Origin of the sequence: Acinetobacter sp. ANC 3929 (assembly GCF_000369405.1) — a bacterium.
Lineage (GTDB): Bacteria > Pseudomonadota > Gammaproteobacteria > Pseudomonadales > Moraxellaceae > Acinetobacter.
In genome coordinates this window covers 105172-131029 of sequence record NZ_KB849994.1, presented here as the reverse complement: position 1 = coordinate 131029, position 25858 = coordinate 105172, and the positions used below count along the sequence as shown (strand labels likewise).

Here is a 25858-nt window from a genome sequence, read left to right as displayed (position 1 = left end):
TGGAATATATTCTATTTTTCGATGGGATTTTAGATGACTCTAAGCCAGCACAGCCCAGTCATGGACATCTTAAATAAAGTTCAGCATGCTGATGATTGGATGATTTTCTTAGAGCAACTGAATCACTATTTTGATGTGCAAGCTTCGCAACTATTGGCTGTTGATCTAGAAGTACAAGCACTTTCGTTCAGTGTCCATCACGGCGTGAATTTTGATTCCAATCAACTCGAACAAGCCGCACTGACCCAAATCCGCTTAGCCATAGATGATGACCCGCGTTTAAAGAAAATGCTTTTGGCCCCCATGACAGGATGGATGCATTGCTCTCAGCATTTTCAAGAGCACGAAATCACACAGACTCAAGTTTACCAACGGGTACTACAGCCTCTGGATTTACGCTTCTGTTCAGCCATACAAATCATTTATGACCACAAAGTCTGTGTCTTACTGGCTTTTCTGACCAGCCCTGAACGTGGTGCATTAAGCTGTAGTGAACTTCAGCCAATTCATGAAATTTTACCGATGGTACAACAGAAGATCCAACAATATCGCCATCATTTTGAATACTCCACCATGACCCTGCTTGGGTCACAGCTGATCCAAAAAATGAATCAACCAATTGCGATTATTAACCTGAATGGCGATATTTTAGAGATCAATTCTGAAGCTCAGCAATTATTGCAAGATCATCAACAGATTCAAATCAAACAGCGTCGTTTTATTTTAAATGAGCAACATCAGCAACAATTTGACCAGAATCTGATTGAACTGGAACGTAATTATAAAAATCATCAACAACAAGCAGATCACGAACGTAGCAAAATCATCGTACTCGACCAGCATTTATTCCTAACCCTTGACCTGCTCAGCCCAGAAAAAGCCCATAAGATTTTCGGCCTTCGTCCCGTCTTGCTTGCAACCTTCTCTGGATTAAAACAGAAACCTAAATATCAGAAAGACATCTGTACCCAGCTGTTTATGTTTACGCCGGTTGAACATAAAATATGTGAGCAACTTCTCGAAGGCAAAACCACCAAAGAAATTGCCCTGTCACATCAAATTCAAGCCGATACAGTAAAGAAGCATCTACAATCAATTTTCAAAAAAACCCGAACGCATCGCCAAAGTGAATTGATGCAACTCTTGATGCAACTTCTATAAATATTAAAAAAGCCTTAGGCAATCTCTGCTGGGAAGGCAATGACCTGTTCAATTTTGACTTGATTCATGGCAACCATCAGTAAACGATCAATTCCCAAAGCGATCCCTGAACACTCTGGCATATTCGGCAAAGCAGCCAACAAATACTGATCGGTCGGAATTACAGGCAAACCTTGCTGGGTTCGTTCTGCATTATCTGCTTCAAAACGTGAAGCCAACACAGACGCATCCAAAAGTTCATCATAGGCATTTGCCAATTCTAAACCTTCGATATAAACCTCAAAACGTGCTGCAACCAGTTCTCCATCTTCATCCTGTTTCACTTTGGCCAATGAAGCCATTTCAGGTGGAAAATCGGTTAAGAATACGGGCGCATCAAAGCCTAAACTTGGCTCAACAAAGTGCGAAAATAACAAGTCCATATACCCCAGACGATCATCACCAAAATCAAGATTCAGACCGACACGATGAGCCGTATCTTTGAGTTGTTTTAAGGTTGCCTGCAACGGATTAATATCCAGACGATCCTGAAAGGCATGCTTATAACTGAGAACCACTGGACGAATTTCACCAAAGCGCTGTGCCAAGCATGTTTCTAACAAGTCCGCAGTTTCATGCATCAATGCCTTTAGATCCAGACCCGGACGATACCATTCCAGCATGGTAAATTCACTGTTGTGTTTACGGCCATGCTCATCATCACGGAATACTTTACAGATTTGATAGATTGCCCCACTGCCACTTGCCAATAACCGTTTCATTGGAAACTCGGGTGAGGTCTGTAAATAATGAGTATTTACTTTGCCATGAATATGACGCTGCACTTGAACCGAAGCCAAATGCACGTCCGTCACACCGGCCTGTGATAGGATGGGTGTTTCCACTTCAAGGACTTCACGCTCAGCAAAAAACTGGCGAATCTTGCTGTACATCTCAGCACGCGCTTTTAAGGCCTCAAGTGAACAAGTCGGTTGGTAGTTTTTCATATCTTGACTCATGCTTTTGGCCCACCGTGTGCAGCCCATTCACGGCGCAAAGGATAATTTTTACGAAGTAAATCAAATGCTGTTTGTTCTACTTTACCATCTTGGATACAGGCACGAAGTTGTTGATCATCGACAGTAATATCATAAATCTGAGTCATATACTGTTTAAGCACTGCTTTTACATCTTGCTGCCCAAAATACTGTTCGACACTTGGTAACTGGCTCTCGAATCGCTTTGTAACATCATAAGCAAATGTCTGGCAAAAAGCCTCATAGATCATCTGTGTCCCTCTAGCTTTGCCTTCCAGACTATAACCCGCAATATGCGGAGTCGCTAATGCCAACATGTCTAATAACTGTTCTGAAATTTCAGGTTCGAACTCGAATACATCTAGAACAACTTGACGCTGCGTCGCCATAATATCTGCTATTAATGCAGACTGTTGAATCACTGGACCACGCGCACTATTGATTAAAATGGTGGATGGCTTCATTGCAGCCAAAGCTGCTGTATCAAATAAATGCTGAGTCGGGAAATCACCAGACACAGTGAGTGGCACATGAATTGAGATGGCATCGGCACGTTTTAACAACGCATCAAAGGAAACATTTTCAATACCGCCTAATTGCACATAAGGATCATAGCCAATTACATTCCAGCCAAGCAATTGTGCCATCACGGCAAGACGACTGCCGACATTTCCTAAACCGACAATGGCTAAAGTAAAGGCTTTATTTTTTTCCAAGAGATTAATATCTAAATGTAATAACGCGGTAATCACATATTCAGCGACTGCTTGCGCATTACAACCCGCTGCATTACTCCAAGCAATATGTTGTTGTTCTAAGGCTGGAATATCAAGGTGATCGGTTCCAATCGTTGCACTCCCCACAAACTTAATCTTGCTCTGATCAATCAAAGCATGGTTCACTTTGGTGACGGAGCGAACTAAAAGTGCATCGGCATCCTGTACATCCGCATGGGTCAGGGTACGCCCTGCTCGGTGCTGTATTTCTGCAAATTCCGCAAAGAAATAATCGGTAAATGCCAAATTTTCATCTGCGATAATTTTCATGCAGAACCTTCCATCAATAAATCTCTGCTTATTATCCTTAGCACAGCACAAATTGACAATTTATAAATGCAAGCTTTGTAGAGATTAATGGCAGAAAGCTGTGGGTCATCGTACACGCATGCGACATATTGCCAATTTACTGCAACATCTTTGCTCTTATAATAAGCCTTTCTCTCATTCCTCTATCGTAATGACGCAATACTCTCCCTATAAAGGCAAAAGTGGCATTAAGCGGATTTTAAATGCCACAGGTTATTCAATCGCGGGATTTAAAGCTGCTTTTAGCCATGAAGCTGCCTTCCGACAAATCCTGTTACTTAATGTAATCTTGGTCCCGATGAGCTTTTTCGTACATGTCACCGCAGTTGAACAAGCCCTAATGGTTGCTGTCTGTTTATTGGCAATCATTGTCGAGCTTTTTAACTCAGCGATTGAAGCTGTTGTGGATCGTGTTTCTTTGGAAAAAAATCCGCTGTCTAAAAATGCCAAAGATATGGGCAGTGCTGCACAATTTGTTTCTTTGGCGATTATTTTCTTTACGTGGATGATTATTTTATTTCGATAAACTTTCATTTTACGCATAAAAAAATCCCTGCCTAAGCAGGGATTTTTCTGATCTAGACGCAGATGTAATTACATCATGCCTAACGTGGTAATAACGTTCTATTACCTTGTATTACCTAAACTTTATTTTCTCTATGGTTTGTTTTTTTTAATCTAACCTAGTCTAACCTAGTATTACATGACATTACTAAAATTTGTGAGTAAGATTGTGAGTAACGCCGCTTAAAAACACCCTTACTCACACATCATGTTAAACGATCTTAAAATCAAGCAGTTAAAACCCAAAGAAAAAATTTACCGTGTTGCAGATCATTCAGGATTGTGTTTAGAGATCCGCCCATCAGGTGGTAAGTTCTGGCGTTATCGTTATCGCTTCCTTACTAAAGCAAAAATGCTAACCATTGGTCAATACCCTGGTACAACTTTAGCAGAAGCGCGCTTAAAAACTTTAGAATATCGTAAACAGTTAGCAGATGGTACAGATCCATCTAGCTTTCTTCAGCATGAACGACTTGAAGCGATTAAAGCCAGTAACGGAACATTCTTTTTAGTAACTGCTGAATATATGGAATCCAAAAAGGGACAGCAATCTGAGGAATGGTTTCAGCGTCGTAACAGCTACTTTAATAGAGATGTGTTCCCTATTATTGGTAGCAAACCAATTCATGAGATTGATTCAATCGATATTAAAACTGTTCTGGATAGTACAACTTCCAGAATCAGAAAGACTGGAAAAGGCACTGGAGAAACCCGAGGCATATTTGTACGCCAAATGATTGGTGAGGTTATGCGATATGCAATTATCACTAAACGCATCTCTATAGATCCAACATATGCATTAAGAGGGTATTTAAAAAAACCTGAAATCATTCATGCTCGTCCACTCACTGAAATCGAAAAACGTGAGCTGCATACTAGATTGAGAAATTATGGTGGGCTTACCAGCACTAGAAATGCGATTACCGCCGCAGCTTACACATGGTTGAGAAGTATTGAGATCCGTAGAGGTCTAAAAGAATTTATTAATTTTGATGACCGTACTTGGACGATTCCAGCAGTATCGAGGGCTGATATTTTGGCGGGTAAGAGGAACATGAAAAAGAATCGCTTACACATAGTTCCTCTATCTGATCAGATGATCGATTTACTTAAAGAACAATATGCCCTCTACCCAAACAGCGAGTATATTTTCCCTGGTGAAGATGGCGGCATGATGGGTAAAACAACACTGAATACTGCATTACAAAACATGAATTTTGAATTTACTATGCATTCATTACGCGCAACAGCTTCAACCGTAGCCAATGAAAATGGATTTAATCTTGATTGGGTGGAGTTGCAACTAGCACATGCATCAGATAATAAGACACGAGCTTCTTACAATCACGCACAATGGCTCAATGACCGTAAAGTTATGATGCAATGGTGGGCTGATCATATTGATAGTTGGGGGAAATAGTATAAAAAAACCTCCCGAAGGAGGTTTTTTTATAATCTATTGATATTTCCATTATGGTGCCATGAATGGTTATTCCCATATGAGAATTTAATTTCGTCACAAACAAGAGTCCTTTCTTGATGATTTAAATCCTCAATCATCTTCCTAAGCTTACCATCACCATGCACTTGTTCTTTGTATAATGCGCGTAGCAATAACTCTGTAGGACGTCCTATTAAGCCACGATCGGATTCCCAATTTCTTACACTAGTTTCACCAACTCCCAACAAACCTGCAAGATTTTTTTGAGATAGGTTTAACTCTTTGCGTAGAAATCGAATTTCTTCACCATTTAATTCTGGCTTTTGTGTAATTAAATAAAGACCAATAGCATTATGAAGTTCATGAACAGATGAAATAGATACTAATTCACCATATTCTTCATCTTCTTCTATAGTAAAACCATTTTGCAGCCAAACATTACTCAAGCCACTTTCTTCATAGTGATACATAATTTAGCCTACTCTTTAAATGTAGTAACTACTACTGAAAAATCTCCGTTCTCGGATTCTTTAATTGCAACTGAAGTTGTTATGTATTCGCCTGCAGTGCGAACAGATACATTCAATTGACAATCACCACGAGTATTTGGGTACGGTCCTTCAGTAATATCTCCATGTTCAAAACAACATAAAATTTGCTTTGTCGAGATATCTCTCTCCTTCATTCTTTCTTTTGCATGCTTTGTAAACTTAATTCGACTAGTGTCTTTTGCAAACTCTTTCAGCTTCCGTCTAGCTTCATTAAAGGTTAAACACATACAAACACCGAAGCGGTAAAAGTTAAGAAGAAATAACCGTCAAAAATTGACGGTGTGATGCTAATATACGTCGTAATAGAGGCCGAAGTCAATACCGTACTTAAGGTAAAGTGTCAACATGCAATGAAATTGATTGCGTAATTTTCACCGCATTTTCAGCGTATTATGCGCCGCAGCCTGTCGTAGTTAGCATCGAATGTGTAGTTGTGTTAAAGCATTTCACAAAAACTTACGCGAACACTTTAAAAAAATGCTTCCAACCATATATATAACTTTCCCATATAAACTAAGGTATAAAAAGTCAATGAAAATTAATTTAGATAATATTCAAGCGGAAGCACAACAAATTGAAGAACAAATTAAATTAGATACAGCTCAAAACGAAGAAATTAAAAAATTGCTAAAGAAACATGAAAATGACTTAAAAAAATTCTTTACCGATTCCTTCCCTAAAGGAAGTGTTTCAGAAGGGAATGGTGGTAGACAACTGACTGCTAAATTTGGAGAGATTGAAGTTTCTATGTATTTAGTCCCACTCCGTTATGCTGAGAATGGCACGGCGCTTTATGTTGATGCTTGGCCAGTATGTCGCGCCAGGTGAGCAAGAGATTTATAGTATTGATGAATGTTTCATAGAATTAACAACTTACGCGAAAAACTATGATTTAACAGCATACGTTCAAGACATGAGAATGAAGGCTCAGCAGTGGCTTGGCTTGCCGTGTTGCATTGGAATTGGGCGCAGCAAAACTGAGGCGAAAATCGCAAATCATATTGCGAAGAAAAATAAGTATTTTGATGGTGTATGTAATTTAGCAGAGATGGACCCTTGTTCTGCAGAACAATTACTTGCTGCAGTGGACGTTGGTGAAGTTTGGGGCGTAGGCCGACAAAACTGTAAGAAACTAAACTTAATGAACATTAAGTCTGTACTGGATCTGATTGAGTCAAATCCGAAAGAGATTAAGAAAAGCTTTTCAATTGTGATGGAAAAAACTGTCCGTGAGCTGCAAGGCGTTTCATGTATCGACATCGAGCTGGATTCACCATCTAAAAAGCAAATCATCAGTAGCAGATCGTATGGCCACCCTGTTTATGAGAAGAATGATATCAAGTCATCAGTACGGCTTTTCGTGACTCGAGGCGTTGAAAGAATGCGAAATGATGAGTCGTTATGCAAGTTGGTAGGTGTCTTTATTCAAACAGGTAAATTCAACAAAGATGAAAAATACTCGCCGTATATCATTGTACAAATGCATGAATATACTGATGATTTACTCGAGATAACACGTGCGGCAATGAAAGGAATTGATCAGATTTATAAGCCAGGCTTTAAGTATAAAAAGGCCGGTATCGTTTTACTCGAGTTAATTCATAAATCTAAATTTGTTCCGGATCTATTCACTGATTACACGCATCGATATGAGCGTGAAAAGCTATCTCAGACAATGGAAGCAATCAAAGCTAAATACGGCAAGGATCATGTTTCACTAGGCCTATGCAACGACACGCAAGCTATCTGGCAGATGAATCAGAACCGCCGCTCACCTTCTTATTTAACAAATTGGTCAGAACTCTTTCGAGTAGGATAACTCCCATGCATTTATTTAAATTAACGAACGAACAACTTGCACAGATGCTTATTCCGAAACGATTTGTGCCTGAGAAGCCGCCAGAATTGGAAGGAAAGAATATTGAGTATGTTTTTGATAGTGAAGATAAGTTTGAATTATCTTATGATGAGCTATTAGAAATAATTGGAAAGGCTAGATTGGCTGGACCGCAATTAATACCAGTTATTGGTACGGTGGGTGAATAATGAATAAAAGTACTTCTGCTGTAAGTATCATGTTTATAGGATTGATAATCTTTATTCTTATATTCAGTGTTATTAGCATATTTTATTTTTATTGGGGCGATTTAAAGACTATCCAAGACAGCCTTTCAACTACAGGAAGTATCTTTGGTGCTATTGCCACATTAGGTGCGGCTGCAGTAGCAGCTTACTTATTTAATGATTGGAGAGATGAAAAAAATTATGATTTAGAAAACTCTTTGTTAACAAATATTCTAATTGACCTTAAACCCATATTTATTGAACTACATAAAATAAGGTCAGACTCACAAAATCTAAAGAAAATTGATAGTAATCTTATTGTTAAGACTAATTATTTAGAAAGGGAAAGAATTGATATGTTTCAATCAATTATCAGTCTTTTCCCAAATATTAAAATTTACAGTGAAATTAAAGGAGATAAGAAGTTAATAAACCTATACAATATTTTTGATAAATATTGCTTCACAATGGAGGATTTTTATCGTGAATTATTTTTTACAAGATATAGAAGATACTATGAATTAGTCAACAAGGACAATGACTTAAATACAAATAATTATAATTCATCAAGATCTTTTGATATTTTTAGACCATATTCTGAAAATAGAAAAAGTTCATTACTTATTGACATTTCAGAAATCTTAAATGTATTTAAAGAAGATGCATTAGCAGCTAATATCGATAATCAGTTAAAATTCGTTACTTATGAAACTTGGCTTGAAGAAACAATTAAAATTCATAATCAAATCCAAGACTATTGTATCGAACACTTAAAAATCAAAAAAAGTAAAAGCAGCTAAAATTGTTTTATAGTTATTTAAAGCACAAGTATTAATGACAGGAATTTTATGACAAAACCTATAGTTCCACTTACACCTTGTATAGAAGGTGAACCTGTAAAGGCTTTATTAAAAAAAATGAATTCTGAGATAAAACCTTTTTATGTTAGATGCCAGCCAAACCAATTGAGAGTCGAAAATGAGTGTTTTCCTTTGGTTGATCAATACGTTCAAGAACATGGAGGGGAAAGAATTAATGGATGGTCACTATGGGAACAGCCTAACCTTTTCATTGAAGCAGAATTCCATGCCATCTGGAAATCACAGGAAGGTGATTATTTAGATTTAAATTATCGCCCAAACAAGACTGAAAATATTTTATTTTTACCACAATTAGACTTAATTTATGAGGGTTTTCAGAGAAATAATATTCGATTACCTTTAACTAATAATAGAAACGTACATGATTTTTTAAAAGTTAAAGACTATGAGTACGAATTTAATAATAGAGGTAATCGAAAATTAGTTCATGGCGAAGTTCATATAACGGATCCTCTGGAACTTAGAGAATATGAGAATTTAATGCATGCATTGTTTATATTGGGATTAGAACTAAATAAGCTAATTAAACCACTTACAAACTATGATCCATGCATCTGTGGAAGTGGGAAAAAGGCGAAATGGTGTCACAAGATTTAACATCAAGAAAGAAAGCCCTCACCTGAGGGCTTTTCCAATTCCTATCCATGCATCCACTTTAGCAGCACATTCATTCCCTTTAGCAACTGTATCAACTGCCCATAAGGTAATAACTTTACCCACCCCATCATCAAGTGTGCTGAACTTTTCACATGGTTGCATAAGATTAGCTGGAATCACGGGCTTGTATAAGGCTGTTGATTTGCTGCAACCCGTCAACATAATTGCCAAAGCTATATAAATAAAGCATAATTTAAACATAATTTTAATACCTTAATGAGAATAAAGTGAGTGCTTTTAAAGATGAGACTGGTAAAAAATTTGGTAGATTGACAGCAATTTCGCATTACACAAAAACCTCCCCAAACAAAAAAAACAGAACATATTGGGTTTGTAAGTGCGAGTGCGGGAATTTTAAGGATATGATGGCGGACAATCTTAGAAGGAAAGATCGAATACCTTCTTGTGGTTGTTATAAGAGTGAGTATTTTTCAAACCTAAACTCATCACATAAGCTTTCAAAAACACGTGTTTACAGATCATGGGCCTCTGCAAAACAAAGATGCACAAACCCAAATGACACCAACTATCATCAGTACGGTGCTAGAGGCATTAAGATGTGTGATCGATGGAATTCATTTGAACTATTCCTTGAAGATATGGGATGTCCTGAATTTACGAATTTCACAATAGAGCGTATTGATGTTAATGGTGACTATGAGCCTTCAAACTGCCGATGGGCAACCCCCATGGAACAAGCCAGAAATAAAACTAATACTGTCCTTTATGAGTTTGGTGGAAGAAAAATGATAATCACAGATTGGGCAAAATTCTTAGACGTTCGGGTCATTACTCTACGGAAACGCTTAGAAATGGGTTGGCCTATTGATAGAGTACTTAGTAAGAATAATCACAAATTCAATAAGCCCACTCCTTTAAGATCCATCGATAAGATTATTGATAATACTTAGTCCCTGCTCATCAATACAGCGATTGAGATAAACAGGACGCTCCACGATCTTTTGCACTGTACGTGTAACTGTTTCGACTTTTGTACGTTGTTCTGACCTTTGCTTTTCATAATCAGCACTCACTTTATTTACTTTGTCTTGTTGTTTGGCCAAAGCCTCAACCTGGGCACGTTCTATTTTTTGGATCTGCTCATTACACTTTTGGTCAGCTTCTTTAAGTTGGCCAATCTTGTGATTGAGTAAAGCCAATGTGATAACCAGAAAAAAAGCGAGAAACCCGATTATGATTTCTCGCCAAAATTTTGCTGCTACAACTATCCACATTTTTAAAGCTCCTCCACCTCAGGCAAATCTACTGTTTGCCCTGCCAAAGCATGGTGACAATCTGATAAGAATTGGATCTGGCCATTTCGGATGAATGAATGACATTGATGTGAATGACCAGCATTGACCATCAGAGACGGCGAGAATGTTGGCTTTTCTAAGTTCCCATCAAAATCCCATCGAATCTTGTGCTGTTGGCCAACATGCAACGGGTGTAAGTTTTTACAACCAGGGCATTCAATAAAATAAATTCCATTTGATTCAAGTAAGACATGGCTTACTTTGGTGAATTCGGCCATCACTGTGCCTCCATACATTTCTTATGTCGCTCTAATTGCCGTGTCCAAACGCCGTAGCAGCGATTTGAACGGATTGAACAATCACGCTTAGCCACATACTTGTATTTCAGCAATGAGTCACAAGCAGCTTTGTAATTGCCTGCTTTTAAGTTGCGAAGCATTGAAGAATTCGCAAATGCTGTTGTGCCATACTGATATGAAAAGTCTAAGTACACATCATATTCAGCTTGGGATAATTTCACGCCCTTCAATGAATTCTTGAATGGGATCTCACGCTTGGCCACATCGTGGCGCAACCATTTATCTGCGGTGGCTCGCGAAATTGGTGGATCTGACATTTTCACGGCGGTACCATCAGGCTTGAAGGTTGCGCCGTGTCCTTGTGTTGGTCGATCACCAGGCACAGGAATAACAGGTTTAGCTGTATACCCTTCATCTACTTTTACAGCCGTAAAAAAAGCAGCCGAAGCTGCCAATAAAAGGACCGATAACTTAGTCTTGTTTTGCATTAATCTTCTCCAACCATGCCTTTTTCTCTAATTCGTGGATCTCTTGAGCACGTTTATCATCTTTCCGCTTGTACCACCAACCAACCAGAAAGCTAAAAATACTAATTAAAAAGCCGCCCAAACCAATTAATAAACCAATGGCCGTAATTGGATCTAACCCGAATACCTTCCCCACAAATAATGCTCCACTGCCCCCAACTGCTGTTTTGGCTGCGCCAGATGTAACCGTTGCGCTAGCCTCTATGATGTTTTGTGCTTGCTCAGACACGTTCTTTCTCCAAAAGAAAAAACCGCAATTAAGCGGCTATTTTTATTTCATTAAGTCTATACTTCGATTTGATATACAACGCCCGTGGGCGCACTTCTCTTTATTTCATTACCACTTATATATACTTTGGCTCCTTCGCTAAAAACTGTAGCACTGGTACAAAGCACAAGCCCTGTACCATCTGCCACCAAGACTTTGTAATTTGGATGATCTGCACTTTGTATGGTCCCGATAAACTCAGGCGTTTTCGGCAACATATCAAAGAAGCGATTGAAGATATTACTCACGATTCACCCTCTCAATTGATACGGTTTGATTCACAAGCTTGTGAGTGAATGAACCACTCACACTATCAACTGTGCCCCACCAATCGCCGTTAAACGCGACCAATTCACCAGGTAAACACAAGCCAATTTCTTGCGTGATTGGCATCAATAAACTGTGGTTTTCAACTAGACCAGCTTTAGCCAGTACTTCACGGCCTTTGCTATGCATCACTGTGGTTGAAGTGAGTAACGGGCTATTGATCGACTCTTGAAGCACATCACCTGCAGTGCCAACTCGTTTGACCTGCCCTGTATCACCACTGCGATCATTGGTAAGGAATACGCCGTTGTAGTCAGGATAAGGCTCATAATTGGTGGATTGATCCGTGACAACGCTTTGAGGAACTAAGCGATCATAATCATCGATCGCAATTGAATCCCACCAGGTCTTTTTATAGCGCGGTTTGATTGTTAGGGTATTACTTGCAGGCTCACTGTAAATAAAGCCACCTGCAGCCTCTACTATCAATTTGATCGCGGCAATGGGTGTTAGATTTGAATAGCTCAAGCTCTCAGGCGGTAAGATCCAACCTAAGGCATCAATCAGATCCCAATTCAAAACAATATCGCTATTCACTCGATCAAGTTCCTCTTGAACAAGTTGAACTGAAGAACGTTCATTTTCCTGAGTGAATGAGCGTGTCGGTGAATACGGCGCATCTAGTATTGCCGTTGGACTACGTCCAGATAGCTTATAAACTTCTTTACCGAATTGGAATGAACGTGAAATGTTTTCAAGTAACATGTGGTGCTCATTGCCATTGATCATGATTTTTAAAATCACTGGTTTCCCATCAATCGGCTCAGTTTTAGGCTTTTCAAAATATGGAGTGGTTAGGTTATAGGACCAACTCCAACTGCTGCGATCGGTGCTGTAATCACCGCTATAGATTTTGATTTCTTGCCCGTTGTCTAACCGGGTTACTTTGATTTCATTCACGATATACCACCAGTCAACGGGTGCTAAGTTTGGAAGGCACTCATCAGCACCAAAATTTAAAATAAGGTTATGCGGATCTAAGTCATGACATAAACATACGAAATTAAGATCTGGTGAACCAACATATTCGGGCTTGGGCTGTGGCTCGATTGGATCTACTTTAGTTTTTCTAAAATAGACTGCCCTTGCTACATCCCATGGGATAGAATCGGCTGTGACCAGTTCCAAGCCCTTGTCCTGCAAAAACGTGAACCGCTTTTCAAACACTGCTGCGACTTCATGACTAAACGTAATTTTCTTATGTTTTCTGATCATTTCATCCCATGTGGTCTGCCGATTGATCAGAAGCTTTTCAGATTCTTCAAACACCAAATTACGAGAAATAAATCGTTTATCGTTTTCCTGCCAAACCACTTTTGAAGTGCTCGATAATCCTGTGGTTTCTTCAAAAACAGCCCTCACCATTCGCTGCAAGAAAGTGGATTTATCAAAGCCTACAATTACAGCGTTTGAGATCGTTAAACCGCGCTCAAAAATAAAGGCGCTGTTATGCGCCTTGATGATTGCTTTACCAAACCTGAGATGATTTTCTAGCAGTGCTGGCAATGATCTTTGATATTCAAATACGCTTAAATGGTTGAGGCCACGAAGGAAATTAATATCGAAATGCGTAGTAATTACCGAACTAAAACCTGTGTTAATAACAGTATCAACTGTACATAACTGACCAATCGTTACAGCTTCAATTTCAGCATTAAAACCAGTTGCAACAACACAATCGAATTGAGCGAAATTACCTTGAATTGTTTTTAATTCAGCTATGAATGCTGTGGTTATAACAGCATCAATACTCGCTGTAGCAACCTCATCAGCACCAAAGTTCAATACAACGTTATGTGAATTAATATCACCTATTAATTCGGTGAAATTTAGATTTACTTGATTGCCATCAGGTGGAATGTAATTTGACACATGCACACCTCATTTTAGGTTGTGGGTCTAAGCACGATTGAGTTAATCATTAAAGTACTACCGAGCACTAAATTGGGGTTAGCCAAAGTAATGTCGGAACCCACGGCGAAATCTGCAACGCCGTCACCATTGCCGTTATACAAGCGTGCCCATGTTGCAGTACCAGTCTTGGTAACAGTTGCTGCATCCGTTGGATTTAGCTCGATGTTGTCAGCATTCAATGATTTGAAACATGGTTTCGGCAAATTCAGCGTAACCAGTTTTGCACTTGGATTAGCGGCCACTGCTACACTACTGGGTTTTGAATCGTTATAAAAAGAAAAGGTAGCATTGCCGCTACCTGTATCTAAGAATGTTGCCAATGCTTGCAATTGTGCTAAGCCTGCGGCCACTGATGGAATCACACTCATTTTGCAAACACCCTATCTTGAATTACAGCATTAAAATCCGCTAATTTGTCTCGCGCATAAACCACATAATGTCGGCCTTTAGCCAGACCAAAGAACTCATAAGTCCCATCTATGTTAGACATTACGCTTCGTGTCGAGTTGTCGTTTAAGCTGTAGACATAAACACGCGATTGATAAATCACATTCTGCTTTTTTACTGTGCCTTTTATAGATGCTAAGGTATTTAAAGCACCTAAGTTATTTTCAAAATTCTTAGTACTCACTAAGGGTATTTCCATTACTGAAGCCTCCCTAAATTGAATGCAATCCGACCATCACTACCACCAATCACCATAACAGTATCTATAGCATACATGGTGTTCTCGAATGAGATCCCTGAAAAAGCAGCATCTGTTCTCTGTTTGTCGATATAACGAATATATGGAGCCGCACCCACAAGGTAACTAGAAGAGAGCAAAACATAGGGGCGAACTACAAAAGCATTTGCATAAGTATTTGTTCGACCCGTTGTGTATATCCCATGCTGTGGTAGTGCCACATCCTGTGTAGATTTACCAACATTATTAAAAATTAAAATACCTGATTGAGATGGACCATAAGTTAAAGGGAGGTTGTTTTGTGGTGATCCACCAGAAAAATCTACAGATGTACCAACAGTTGCATATAAGAGTGTCGAAGCTAAAAAATAAGGAATAACTGCTGTTTCTAAGTAGTTATCATAAACACCAAAACCATAAAGGATCTTACGCAGTTCATTGGGTACGGTTGTAGTAATTAAATAAAAGGCATTTTCATCACCTACAATCATCCAAGGTCGACTACCTTCAGGTGGTGCAGAAGAATCAGCAGAGCCTGCATAAGGGTTTGAGCTTCTTGCGTAATACCATCTTGCCCACCCGTTATACGCACTTGTTCCAGATCCAGAACCCGCCCAATTTTTTGATGGTGCGCTCGAATCAAATGGAATCTGTTCACCTGTCAAATCATCAATTGAAGTCATTGTACGCAACACACCGACTTTTGCGTATTTTGCATAAGTAGAGCTATATACAGGATCTAAACTGTTATCTACACGTAAAAATGGTCGATGCTCTGCACTTGTATTTGCATTGCGATATGCACCTTTATTCGTGCCTGAATACGTTTTTTCATAGCCCAATGGTGCAATGATAGCTGTACCTACTGTCGTGATGGATGTAACACCAGCAGGAAGTTCAATAGCAATCGTCGTAGTTGATGGAATCCCTACAATTCTGAAATTACCATTTAAAGCAGTAGGTACAAAAACAGATAATCTCAGGACCTGAAATAATTTTAGATTATGATTAACACCAAAATTTAAAAGCACATTTGCGCCGTCAATCGTAGCACTGGCAATAGCAGGAAGTGTCACACCGTTGACTAAAGCCGCATCTAAAACTGAAATCATCACACCAAAGCTATTAGTGAGTTGTGGTGCATTCAAATTATCACTGCAAATAAACTTAACTTTGTTTTCTGCTGCCATTTTCATTTACTCAATAAAAAAGGCTGCAAATGCAGCCCTTTGGGTGTAATCGTTTAAATAACTCGGTCAATATCACCGCGATACATGATTTGAAAGTTATCACTTAAGGTTGTTGGTTCTGATTGCTTCACTGTACGAATACACCAAAGAGGATACATTGCGGCCACTGTGTTGAATCGCAGAACGTTATTTGATGCCCAACCACCTGTGCCCCATCCTTCTTTCTTCACAACGAAATACGGCGCATTGGTGACAGGATTAACGGGCATACAATCTGCTGTTGTACTACCTATACCAATTTGACCAGAAGTTTCGCCAATGATCCTGAATGAAGTAGCATCGGTAAACACCAAGGCCCAACGTTCCTGAATAGAGCCCTTGTTTGTGATTTGGATCGGATACAAAGCATCATTGTAATTTGGCGTGATTGGCTGACCTGTCGGCTCATCTGCCCAAATGCTATTCCAAGTCCCTTGAACAAACTTGTTCGTGTATCGGCTGAACATATCACCAATCACCACCACAGATCCAACAATCGAATCATCTTTACTGTAGTTGTGCGTTACAGGCTTTGTGAAAGTCACTTGGCCACTGATCTGCACATCATTGATCAAGCCAATATCTTGATAACGGTATGCAGCAAAGATCGGTGCAACCAGACTATTCAAAGCAAAATCACCACTTAAAGTTACTTTGCCAAAGTCATAGTTAACGGTGTACATGTCATAAGCAACTTTTACGCCGTTGCTATCTTCTAACTCACACCATGAAATACGCTGATCATTCAGATCATAGGTTTGCCCAGCAACATGGCTAGGCAGTTCCTGTTTCTTAGATGAAGCAATCACACCAATATCACCCACTCGGAAAATCGGCACACGGCCATCTGGTGGCAAACGTGTAGCAGATAGACCAAGGATATCGCTATCTAATGGAATGTAGGTATACGCCACGGCGTTATAGCGTACGCTCGTTGCATCAATCCAATACGGCACGTTGATGTAGGTTTTACCTGCTTCCGAAAACTCAAGCTCAGGTAAATACCATTCTTCAGCTTCAATGGCTGGGCGATTGGCCACAGTGATTTCAGTCTTTGTGTAAAAGTAGATATCAACAAAACCAGTCTCATAATTGATAAAACCATGTGCCTGTGTTGTTTCAATCAACCCTGCTTCATTTGCGGTTAAAGTGAGTTGGCCACCTGCCATCGCCGCTACAACCACGGTTAAAGAACCTGGTCGGATTGGGATAGTCGGAGTGCGAAAACTCACATGATGAATCGGCAACATATCAGTCGTAGTCGTTAATGACTGCATTGTGATCTGGTTATCAACGTTTGGTGTCCAGCTGCTGAGCTCAACAATACCTGTGCCATATTGAATGGTACCAGACTGAGTACCGCTACCCGTTGCACTGTCTACATTACGATAGATCAACCCTGATCGATCAATAATGGTGTCAGCTCCAATTTTAAAGCGCACCGCACCCGATAGGATCTGCTCATTAAAACCTGCTGTTAAATCAAAACTGAGTTTATCTGCAGTGTGTTGAAGGGTTGCATTATCTGTACCAGGGTTATCACGATATTTCACATTAACTGTCGTGGTACCAAAAGCCTTTAGAATCTTACTTTGCGATTCAATTCTTTCTGTCTGTGGTAAATAGAAACCCATAATTATGATGCTCCATAACTGACGGTTGTGTATACACGGTGATAAACAGTTGAATCCAAGCTAGGCGTTACTTCCACTGAACCAGTGGCATAAGTGATGGTGCCTTGTATGTTGCCAAATGGATCAACTAGATTGCCTGTTGTCGCATTGATCGGGTTATCGGTTAAATACAAAACTTGCCCTAGGTTTGAGAGTTCATCAGTTACAGGCACTTCAAGCTGAACACTGTTAGGTTGAATCGCAACACCTGTACCAATTGTGAAAACTAATTTTTGACTGCCATCAGGGGTTAAATTCGATTTAACTTGCTGCTTAGGATCGCCATGGTCAAAGTTGAAATTAAAGTTTGCTCCTTTCTGCGGCAATTTATTAGGAATCAATTTTCCTTCACCAGTGGCATAGTTAATATTTCCCGTGGCATCACCAACAAACTGACCTTGTGAGTTACTTGTGGCGGTTTTAGATACCCCCTCAAGTAGCCATGTAACCGTGACACCTGAAGTTGTGCCAGGCGGCAAACTGAAAGGAATTGCTGCAGGTGCAACGGGTAAATTAGCACGGGCAAAAGTGGTAATCGGACTACCCCATTGCAGCAAAATTGGTGTGCCAACATCAGGCAAAGCACCAGTAGTGAGTAGCCATGTACCCGTGGCATAGTTAATAGATCCACTACCTACCGAATCACTTGCCCCAACCAATCGCCCTGTTCCATTGTCTTTTAAGGTGTAAAACTTACCTTGTGACATGTACGAGATTGAAAGTGCACCAGGTGCGGGTATTGGTACCAAAACACTCGTCCAGTTTGTACCTTGGTTGTTTTGTGTTACTGGAATTGCATATGACTCAAATGGCTGAACAGGTGCTGATGCAGGGATAAACGTAATCGTAATAACGGCGTTACCCGTTCCGATCGCATTGGTCCACACGATGCGGCCTGTCTGATAATCAATCGTTCCAATCTGGGTGCCATTCGCCGTGCGTAATGTGCCGCCGTTATCAATGATAGCCTGCCCAAACAATGTAAATGAAACACTGCCAGGTAATACGCTTGAACCGATATAGAGGCTTTGAGCTGTATTCACGTTTGTGGTGTACTGAACTGAGATTGTTCCAGAATTACCTGCCACCAAAGCAGGGTTTTCACTCACAGCATTTAGATCTAACAACGGCGTTTCAGTTTGAGAAGATGGAATTAACTGAGAAAAGATAGAACTCGCTTCTACAGTAAAGCTGCCAACATTCACATTGTCATTTAAATTCACACTTGCTGAATACTTGCCTGAATCAGCGACTACAGTATTTCTTAAAGTCGTTGCTGGCTTTGTATTGTTGTACCACTGTGTAGCGGATACACCGATAAAGTCACGGCTCAACGGATCCTGAAAGCCATAAGTCGCAATCTTATATTCAACGTCAGCATTATTCACACGAATGAAAGCAGCACGTGTTGATACTGCAGTCAAACGGACATACTGAGTGATTTCAGTTGGTAACCCTTCATTCACAACAAGAACAATCGTATCGCCGACATTGTTTTCTGATTCGTTCTTGCTCATGGCCACTTGCAGTGACTTCATGCCTGAATATGCTGTATCCAACAAAGAACCTACAGCTTGTGCACCTTTTGCAAGATAACTTTCTACCCGGTTCGCTGCACTTGAGCGAACATCTGTATGACTCTCAGTGCTGAACAAAAGTGCTGAGACATTCGGATCATCAGGATTCTTTGAAATGAATACTGTAGAGCCCATCAATAACTCAGTATCATTGTTATTGATCCCTGCGTAAACCTTTCGCATCGATACACGGCCCATTGTTCGGTCCAGTTCCGACACATCAGGGAAAAGGTTATTACTCTCCCCATCAACGACAACTTGGCCAGAGTATTTACCGCCGCCGTCGGGAGTGTCCGTTAAACGCTCAGACTTATATAAAATTAGATTGTTAGTTTGTACCGGCATTTGGCACCTCTAAAAGTTTTAAAGTGACTTCGTAGAAATCACCCTCAGATACTGTTGGGAACCCAAGCACTGGCTTTGCCTCGATAGCGCCTTCTGAATGATTGAAAATCACATTGAATTGACGTGTGTCATGTGGATATTCAAAAATAAGAGTGAACTGCTCATTTTGAAGTGCAGACCAATCTTTAATGATTGATAGAACCGAGCGCTTTACCCAACCTTGTTCAGGTGGCGGGGTTAATGTAATAGGTCGGCCTGATTTCTTCTTGCCCTCTTGAATGATCAAGGTACCGTCTACGGCGTACTCTTGATTCTGTTCAATTGGCTTCCAAGTAAATTCATCAGACCATAAAAAACCGTCCTCTAATTGGACGGTTTCATTGGTTAAATTTCGGTTAAGTCTCATTATGTCCTCTTTTTGGCTTGTTCCAATTGAGTAAAAAAGTCATTAACCAAGTCTTGCTGCGATGGATCGCCAGTTAATTCAACTACTTTCCCACCGAATTCAAAGCGATAAACTTGAGTTTTTGGATTGCCTAAATCAGATGAACTTGGCACCTTTGGTGACTCAATAGACGGCGCTTGAATGTTTGGTACTTTCACTGCAGGTGATTTACCACCAACTGAAACCGAACTACCACTAGATCCAGATTTCTTACCCTCCCAGTACTTCAGCGTGTCTTCCATCTCTTTTAAAAGTGGTGTGCTGTGATCCGTAACAGAACCTGGTGTGAGTGCTTGGCGATATGCAAACAACATTGCTTGTAGAGCCTTGTCTGCTTTGCTTTTGGCTTGTCCTGAGTCCATTCCAGCGGCAATTAAACGCTGCTCGTAGTCCTTCGCCTTGGCATTCATATCATCCATGGCTTGACCCATACCTTTTGCTGATGATGCTGCCTGCGCTTTCCGTGCAGCATCAACTTTAGCCATAGAATCAACCCATTCATCTGCTGTGCTTTTTGCTTCTTCGCGGGCAACACGGCCTAGCTCTCGAAAACCTTGCGCAGCAGATCCTCGTGCAGTTTCACCCACATTGTAAAGGCCATCTACAATCTCTTGAGTTGATTGAACAGATGATTTACCTGTTGCATCAATCTGAGCCTGTAAACCAACAGATGCGCCCTGGGCTTTAGCATTTGAAATAACAGCTTGATCACCTGATGCGGCAGCAGCTTGCATCACTCGTTCATAGGCTTGTTTCAGGCCCTCTGATGTTGCCTGACCACTTGCCTTAATTGTATTGAAATCTGCAATTGCCGATTCTGCTGCAAGTTTTAATTGCTCCTTGGTTTTAATGCCTAGGCGATCGAAAGCCTTCCCTACTTCATCAAGATCATTAGGTAATTTCTCAGTAACTTGTTTAATGGCCAACATGCCCATTTCAACTTGCTTTGTAGAAAAAACACCCTGCTTTTCAAACTCAAGTAGTTTGGCTTTCGCTGCATCAATTTCAGCTTGGCTCTTGGCTGTTTCCAACCATTTTGTCCAAGCATCATAAATAATACCCGCGGCTTGTTCACCCGTTGCACCTAGTCTCTGAACACCTGCAGCAAGATCATTCACTTGATCCTGCTTTTCCTTAAAGCCTCTCGAAACTTTATTGAGTGCCGCATCAAGATCAACACCTAAGGCCAATGCACCTTGTTTTGCTGCATTTTCAATTGCCTTGCCATATCCACCAGCATCTTGCTGAGCTTCAATTGCTCGCTGTTTTCTAACTGCGGCCAGTTCCTTTTCTTTGGCATCAATCGCCGTCAAGGAATCCTGTGCTGACTTCAAGGCATTAAGATCGCCTGTGCGTTTAGCTTCCTCAACCTGTTTCTGTAGTTGCACACGCTGAATAGCACTTTCTTTTAAAAATGCAGTGTATTCATCATCAGCTTGCTTAGCCTTCTCAATAGATAACTTAGATGCCTCAGCTGCTTCCTTGGCTGCCTTACCTGATGCATCCCATGCTTGTACAGCGACTTTGCCAGCTTCATCCAATGTGACTATATAACCCTTAGTCATTAGATCGGCTTGCATGGTGCCATCCATGACACCGCCATTAGCTTTTATCGCAGCTTCAGCATACGTTTGAACGGCGCGTAACTTTTCCTCTTCGCTTACTTTCTTGCCTTCGACCTCAGTTTTTTGATCTTTAAGCAGTTCTTCAAGTTTTGCCTTGGAACTAGCTATCGCCTCTTGATCCTTCTGTAACTGTGTTTTACCTATATCATTGTAGGTCTCTATCACAGCCCATTTATGTTCCTCTGACAGTTTCACAGCTTGTTGAGCATTCTTTTCAGCCTGAGCAAATAGTCTTGCCGATGTTTTTTCAGCCTGATCTGCTAAAGCCCCCATAAAAGGAATATGCTGTAAAATTGATGCACTTAAATCATAGATACCAGCAGATAAAAATTGAATTGATGCCAATACAAGTTTTAATCCAACATTAAGCCCTGTACCAAGATCACTAACTGCTGCTAGCCCCATTCTCAAGACATTAAATGCTGTAGTCAGTCCATTAACATCTTCTTGACCACTTAATAAAGCTGCAAATAATGGAGATACTGCATCTAAAGCACTACTAAAAGCACTAAATACAGTCTCACTAAAATCTATTAAATCTTTCGCACCTTGCTTTAGATTCCGATAAAGGTCAGAAAGTGTATCTCTGATTGCATTAATAGTGCTTGGATCTATATCTGCAAATCGCTCACTAAAGTAACTGAGACCTAACGCAATATCATCAAAGAAAGTTTTAACAATCTTCAGATTTTCCGCTATTACCAATAAGCCTTTAGCAATTGTTTCTGTTGTACCAGTACCCTTATTAATTTCACCAATTGTTATTTGCCATTGAGTCTGGATAGTCTGCAAGGCTTTTTCTACCGTAATTGGTAGTTTTTTATATTCTTCATCAATAGCTTGAGATTGGTTTTGCAATGCACGTATTACAACCTTGGATGTTAGATCACCATTTTCGGCCATCTTACGTAATTCACCAGTTGTAACACCAAGCTCCTTAGCTAAAGCCCGCATAATTACTGGGGCTTGCTCACTTACACTATTGAACTCCTCACCAGAAAGCCGTCCTGAATTTAAACTCTGAATCAACTGTGTAATAGCAGCGTCTGCTGCCTGCGCAGAGCCTCCACCTGTTTGTACTGCCTGGGTAATCGTTTTGGTCAAACCTAGGACTTGCTCTTGAGCAAGGCCCATTTCTTTTCCGACATAGGTTATTTGTGTAAAAAGCCCCGCTGTTGACTCCAAGTTGGCATTTGTTAAAAGTGCTGTTTGGTGAACGCCAGACATTGCGCTTTCAAAATTTCCAGTATCACCAACGGCGATTTTTATACGTGCAGATAAGTTTGTATATGAGTCGGCTGTTTGGATTAAATCCTTTACACCAACTCCAATACCGACTGCAGCAACCGCCGTTGCAAGTAATGTGTAACTGGTTTTTAAACCATTGATACCCTTCTGAGCTGTAAGAGCTGCTGGTTCAGAATTTTTTAACTCTTTATTCGCATTTAATACGGCACCTTCAAATTTATTAAAAGCCGCATCCGCCTGCATCACTTCTTTTTCAAGTTGATCTACAGATTTTTGAGCAATTGCTATACTTTTAGGATTCGCATCAGTAGCTGATAATTCTGATAACTTTTGCTTCGATTGCGTTAAATCTAGCTTTAATTGTTCTAATGCTCTGTTTGACTTTACACCGAGATCAGTAAAGTTTTTAGCCACTTTACTGGCTTCAGTTCCTGAATTTTCAATTATTCCAGTAGCCTTGGTGAGTGATACAGTAAGTGCATCAGCTAATTCTTTTGTGCCCTTAGGAATTATCTCGCCAAGCTGTTTAGATGTTTCTTCTGTTGTACCTTTTAATTTTTCAGCTTCTTTTTGAATAGCATCAAAAATTGCTTTGGTTGTTGTGCCTGATCGATCAACATTCGAGATGTAATCTTTAACATCAGCATCAAGTAATAGTTTAAAAACTAAATCAGACATATATTCCTCTTTTATGGGCAATAAAAAACCGACCTATAAAGTCGGTTTTTTTAAAACGTTTATTAACTCAGTTTGGAATTCTGGATTCACACTCATTAATCACTTTGTTGGCTTCTTTTCCTTGAACTATACTTTTGGTGAATAAATAAGTAATTTTATCATCTGCACCCTTATCGTTAGATAAGAAAGTTAGCATACCCTCAATAAATGCCCCCATGGACAAACTATAAAGCATTCTTCCTGCCTCTAAACATGCACTATATTTTTCTTGATCAACTTCTCGTTTGATTTTTTGAAGTTCTGATATAGGTTGAGCTAATGCTAATCGCATAACATTATTTGTTAGCTTCTGCTGATCCTCAAAAGCTCTCACCTGTGTTTTTAAAGTGGAAAAATCGCTTTTCTTCAAATCCTTAATTTCTGCATATCTCAATGTTGCAATGAATTGAGCGTCATTATTAGGAATATCAAGTTTCCCAAGTTCAATTGTATATGCCGAAATCTTTGCTTTCAGGACATTTTCTTCTTCTATCTGCTTTTGTTCATAAGACCACCAGCCATAGCCAACAAGTAAAACTACCAATGCAATTATTATCGCAATTGGTAAAAAAAATGACCCCTTGTATTTTTCACCGCAAGTTCTACATTCTGAATCTGAGGATTTCATTGGTTTTTTGCACGACTGGCAATATTTAATACCCATAATCAAAACCATTTAATTTATTTGTGAGATTAATCTATCAAATGAAATAAATAGTGTCATTCAAAAGTTATTCACCTAATGAATTGATGTATTTTTCAAATCCATTTTGCTTTGCATTGTTTGCAACCCTGGTTGCGATAGCAATAGATTTAAGCTTCAGGTTATCTCTGCGCTGTGCAGATTTTATATATTCTAAGAATGCCCCATAAGACATATTATAAATATCTGTTTCTGAATGGCCATGCTCCACTAGAAATCCAAATGAATCAAACCATGATGCCTCTATACTTACAGCATTACCTTTAGTTTTTCGATTTCGTTCAGGCTTTTTAAAAAATGCATCATTAACTTGGATGATCTTTAAAACCAGCTCTGCAATGGCTCTGGTTTGCGCCGTATTCGCTTCAAATGTTTTCGGCTCCATAGTTGTCACCAATGAACACATACCCATGATATTAAGGATTTGAGGCTCAACTAACGGCGTGATTGTTTCTATTGAATAACTTTTTAATCCATCTTTTATATTATTTGCATATTGTGCAAAACGATCTAAGTTTTTAACTTGGATCTGTTTTACTTCAATTTTCTGATCAATGAATGTGTGTAGTAAAGATTCATTGTTTGCTAAAAAAAAGTCATTCATAGAAAAAATCCTAAAAGGTACAGGCACAAAAAAAGACGCATATGCGCCCCTGTGCCTGTAGTTGCTTACTTAAACTGAAAAACGCTCAATATGGCCCCAAACACTTAATTCAGCGTCATTGGCCTTACTGTTGTCAGCTTTACATTCACCTGTAATGGAGAATGTATTAAATTCTTCATTGACGAGCTCAAATTCTGTCTCTGGTGAAAGAGTTAGACGGTGAAGAACAACCACGACTTTATCACCACTAAGAGTATCAATCCCTTTGAACAAAGCTTTGTACTCAGTTCCAATATTATTAGCAATGGTTGTACGTGTTTTTGCAGCTGCAGTACCAGACCACTTCACAGCACCAGTGATTGACTCAATAAATTTTACAGTACCAAAAGCTGCATCAAGTACATACTTACTTGCATCAATTGCAGCGTCTGAACCATCTTTAAAAGTTACACCAGTTAAATTGCGATGACCTAAATCAATCATAGCGTTGGTGGTTACAGTACCCAATGAAACATCGGTAATAGTTTGTGATGCAATTTCAATACTTTTACCACTCATCACAATAGCCAAGTTGGTTTCGTTGATCGTATCAAGATCCCCTTCAACACCTACGCCTGTTTGCTTGTATAGCGTTTCATCCTTAGCACGAAAGCCATAACGACTATCATAATGATCAACTTGATCGGTTGTGATATTGAGCTTTAAGGTGGGCATATTACCGATAGGAAGTAATGCTCCCGCCACACCACTTACAATTTTTGCAAGGCACAATTCACCTTGTAACGATAAAGTTCTATCAGCCATTTGTCTTCTCTCCTGAATTTACTTTCTTTTGTGTTGGCTTAATTTCGGATTCAGGAATTTCAATCTCCTTAATCTCTTCAATCGCACCATCTTTTAGAAGTTGGATGATTTGCAATTGTGGCAAAGCACCGATAGTTTCCCCGATGGCCCAACGGCCAACGGGTTTTAAAGCTTTGTATTGCTTGTCCATGT

General features: G+C 39.7%; 30 protein-coding genes and 1 pseudogene. 9 read left to right on the top strand and 22 right to left on the bottom strand.

Annotation, left to right across the window (positions count from 1 at the left end):
- Positions 1-33 precede the first annotated feature (33 nt).
- A complete protein-coding gene (locus F909_RS19020; RefSeq protein ID WP_005145012.1) occupies positions 34-1161 on the top strand; it encodes a helix-turn-helix transcriptional regulator in 1128 nt (375 codons plus the stop codon).
- 14 nt (positions 1162-1175) lie between these two features.
- On the opposite strand, the gene epmA is transcribed toward F909_RS19020, so the two are convergent.
- Both epmA and F909_RS19030 read right to left on the bottom strand, forming a co-directional pair.
- Positions 1176-2159: an EF-P lysine aminoacylase EpmA gene (epmA, locus tag F909_RS19025; RefSeq protein ID WP_032877461.1), complete on the bottom strand. Its 984-nt coding sequence runs from the start codon at positions 2157-2159 to the stop codon at positions 1176-1178.
- Positions 2156-3223: a 4-phosphoerythronate dehydrogenase gene (locus F909_RS19030; RefSeq protein ID WP_005145009.1), complete on the bottom strand. Its 1068-nt coding sequence runs from the start codon at positions 3221-3223 to the stop codon at positions 2156-2158. Before F909_RS19030 ends, epmA begins: the two co-directional genes overlap by 4 nt.
- Before the next feature lie 190 nt (positions 3224-3413).
- On the opposite strand from F909_RS19030, the gene F909_RS19035 reads away from it, so the two are divergent.
- Complete coding sequence (locus F909_RS19035) at positions 3414-3788, top strand: diacylglycerol kinase (protein WP_005145008.1); 375 nt, start codon at positions 3414-3416, stop codon at positions 3786-3788.
- 246 nt (positions 3789-4034) lie between these two features.
- Positions 4035-5246, top strand: coding sequence for a tyrosine-type recombinase/integrase (locus F909_RS19040; RefSeq protein ID WP_005145007.1), 1212 nt, complete (start codon positions 4035-4037; stop codon positions 5244-5246).
- A 29-nt stretch (positions 5247-5275) separates the two neighbouring features.
- Here F909_RS19040 and F909_RS19045 read toward each other — a convergent pair whose 3' ends face one another.
- Together F909_RS19045 and F909_RS19050 are read right to left on the bottom strand one after the other, a co-directional pair.
- A complete protein-coding gene (locus F909_RS19045) occupies positions 5276-5737 on the bottom strand; it encodes a helix-turn-helix domain-containing protein (RefSeq protein WP_005145006.1) in 462 nt (153 codons plus the stop codon).
- An 8-nt stretch (positions 5738-5745) separates the two neighbouring features.
- Positions 5746-6045, bottom strand: a complete 300-nt coding sequence (locus F909_RS19050; protein WP_005145005.1) for a DUF4258 domain-containing protein — start codon at positions 6043-6045, stop codon at positions 5746-5748.
- A 304-nt stretch (positions 6046-6349) separates the two neighbouring features.
- Here F909_RS19050 and F909_RS20645 point away from each other — a divergent pair, with 304 nt between their 5' ends.
- The 5 genes and pseudogenes from F909_RS20645 (at position 6350) to F909_RS19075 (ending at position 9360) form a co-directional block, all read left to right on the top strand.
- Entirely contained in the window at positions 6350-6646 is a 297-nt protein-coding gene (locus tag F909_RS20645; protein ID WP_005145003.1) for a hypothetical protein, read from the top strand.
- Positions 6597-7637: pseudogene (locus tag F909_RS19060) on the top strand (DUF4113 domain-containing protein); the annotation flags it as partial. The gene F909_RS20645 and the pseudogene F909_RS19060, both read left to right, overlap by 50 nt.
- 5 nt (positions 7638-7642) lie before the next feature.
- Entirely contained in the window at positions 7643-7864 is a 222-nt protein-coding gene (locus tag F909_RS19065; RefSeq protein ID WP_005145001.1) for a hypothetical protein, read from the top strand.
- Positions 7864-8682 carry a hypothetical protein gene (locus F909_RS21465; RefSeq protein WP_005145000.1) on the top strand — a complete coding sequence of 273 codons (819 nt, stop codon included), beginning with the start codon at positions 7864-7866 and terminating at the stop codon, positions 8680-8682. Before F909_RS19065 ends, F909_RS21465 begins: the two co-directional genes overlap by 1 nt.
- Positions 8683-8730: 48 nt before the next feature.
- Complete coding sequence (locus F909_RS19075; protein ID WP_005144998.1) at positions 8731-9360, top strand: SEC-C domain-containing protein; 630 nt, start codon at positions 8731-8733, stop codon at positions 9358-9360.
- 18 nt (positions 9361-9378) lie between these two features.
- Here F909_RS19075 and F909_RS19080 read toward each other — a convergent pair whose 3' ends face one another.
- Positions 9379-9621 carry an Rz1-like lysis system protein LysC gene (locus F909_RS19080; RefSeq protein ID WP_005144997.1) on the bottom strand — a complete coding sequence of 81 codons (243 nt, stop codon included), beginning with the start codon at positions 9619-9621 and terminating at the stop codon, positions 9379-9381.
- A gap of 26 nt (positions 9622-9647) precedes the next feature.
- Here F909_RS19080 and F909_RS0120060 point away from each other — a divergent pair, with 26 nt between their 5' ends.
- Positions 9648-10331: a hypothetical protein gene (locus tag F909_RS0120060; RefSeq protein WP_050559980.1), complete on the top strand. Its 684-nt coding sequence runs from the start codon at positions 9648-9650 to the stop codon at positions 10329-10331.
- On the opposite strand, the gene F909_RS19085 is transcribed toward F909_RS0120060, so the two are convergent.
- The 17 genes from F909_RS19085 to F909_RS19160 all read right to left on the bottom strand — a co-directional run bounded on the left by F909_RS19085 (position 10296) and on the right by F909_RS19160 (position 25856).
- The gene (locus F909_RS19085; RefSeq protein WP_005144995.1) at positions 10296-10655 is read right to left on the bottom strand and encodes a hypothetical protein; all 360 of its coding nucleotides are present in this window, start codon (positions 10653-10655) and stop codon (positions 10296-10298) included. The two genes, F909_RS0120060 and F909_RS19085, sit on opposite strands and share 36 nt — an antisense overlap.
- Positions 10656-10657: 2 nt before the next feature.
- Complete coding sequence (locus F909_RS19090) at positions 10658-10954, bottom strand: ubiquitination-like system serine protease family protein (RefSeq protein ID WP_005144994.1); 297 nt, start codon at positions 10952-10954, stop codon at positions 10658-10660.
- Positions 10954-11463 (bottom strand): endolysin LysAB3, encoded by a 510-nt coding sequence (locus F909_RS19095; RefSeq protein ID WP_005144993.1) that lies wholly within the window; start codon positions 11461-11463, stop codon positions 10954-10956. Before F909_RS19095 ends, F909_RS19090 begins: the two co-directional genes overlap by 1 nt.
- On the bottom strand, positions 11447-11731 hold the full coding sequence (locus tag F909_RS19100) for a phage holin family protein (protein ID WP_005144990.1): 285 nt from the start codon (positions 11729-11731) through the stop codon (positions 11447-11449). Before F909_RS19100 ends, F909_RS19095 begins: the two co-directional genes overlap by 17 nt.
- Positions 11732-11787: 56 nt before the next feature.
- Positions 11788-12018: a hypothetical protein gene (locus tag F909_RS19105; protein WP_005144989.1), complete on the bottom strand. Its 231-nt coding sequence runs from the start codon at positions 12016-12018 to the stop codon at positions 11788-11790.
- The gene (locus tag F909_RS19110) at positions 12011-13969 is read right to left on the bottom strand and encodes a hypothetical protein (RefSeq protein WP_005144987.1); all 1959 of its coding nucleotides are present in this window, start codon (positions 13967-13969) and stop codon (positions 12011-12013) included. Before F909_RS19110 ends, F909_RS19105 begins: the two co-directional genes overlap by 8 nt.
- 14 nt (positions 13970-13983) lie before the next feature.
- Positions 13984-14379, bottom strand: a complete 396-nt coding sequence (locus F909_RS19115; protein WP_005144983.1) for a hypothetical protein — start codon at positions 14377-14379, stop codon at positions 13984-13986.
- Entirely contained in the window at positions 14376-14657 is a 282-nt protein-coding gene (locus tag F909_RS19120) for a carboxypeptidase-like regulatory domain-containing protein (RefSeq protein WP_005144982.1), read from the bottom strand. The genes F909_RS19115 and F909_RS19120 overlap by 4 nt, the downstream gene beginning before the upstream one ends.
- On the bottom strand, positions 14657-15886 hold the full coding sequence (locus F909_RS0120055) for a hypothetical protein (protein WP_005144980.1): 1230 nt from the start codon (positions 15884-15886) through the stop codon (positions 14657-14659). Before F909_RS0120055 ends, F909_RS19120 begins: the two co-directional genes overlap by 1 nt.
- 53 nt (positions 15887-15939) lie before the next feature.
- The gene (locus tag F909_RS19125) at positions 15940-17559 is read right to left on the bottom strand and encodes a hypothetical protein (protein ID WP_005144978.1); all 1620 of its coding nucleotides are present in this window, start codon (positions 17557-17559) and stop codon (positions 15940-15942) included.
- A gap of 2 nt (positions 17560-17561) precedes the next feature.
- Entirely contained in the window at positions 17562-19520 is a 1959-nt protein-coding gene (locus F909_RS19130) for a hypothetical protein (protein WP_005144976.1), read from the bottom strand.
- A complete protein-coding gene (locus F909_RS19135) occupies positions 19504-19926 on the bottom strand; it encodes a hypothetical protein (RefSeq protein ID WP_005144972.1) in 423 nt (140 codons plus the stop codon). The genes F909_RS19130 and F909_RS19135 overlap by 17 nt, the downstream gene beginning before the upstream one ends.
- Entirely contained in the window at positions 19926-23516 is a 3591-nt protein-coding gene (locus tag F909_RS19140; protein ID WP_005144971.1) for a tape measure protein, read from the bottom strand. The genes F909_RS19135 and F909_RS19140 overlap by 1 nt, the downstream gene beginning before the upstream one ends.
- A 67-nt stretch (positions 23517-23583) precedes the next feature.
- Positions 23584-24219, bottom strand: a complete 636-nt coding sequence (locus F909_RS19145; protein WP_157407557.1) for a hypothetical protein — start codon at positions 24217-24219, stop codon at positions 23584-23586.
- A gap of 67 nt (positions 24220-24286) precedes the next feature.
- Positions 24287-24862, bottom strand: a complete 576-nt coding sequence (locus F909_RS19150) for a hypothetical protein (protein ID WP_005144968.1) — start codon at positions 24860-24862, stop codon at positions 24287-24289.
- 69 nt (positions 24863-24931) lie between these two features.
- On the bottom strand, positions 24932-25666 hold the full coding sequence (locus F909_RS19155) for a phage tail tube protein (protein ID WP_005144967.1): 735 nt from the start codon (positions 25664-25666) through the stop codon (positions 24932-24934).
- Complete coding sequence (locus F909_RS19160; RefSeq protein ID WP_005144966.1) at positions 25659-25856, bottom strand: hypothetical protein; 198 nt, start codon at positions 25854-25856, stop codon at positions 25659-25661. Before F909_RS19160 ends, F909_RS19155 begins: the two co-directional genes overlap by 8 nt.
- Positions 25857-25858 lie beyond the last annotated feature (2 nt).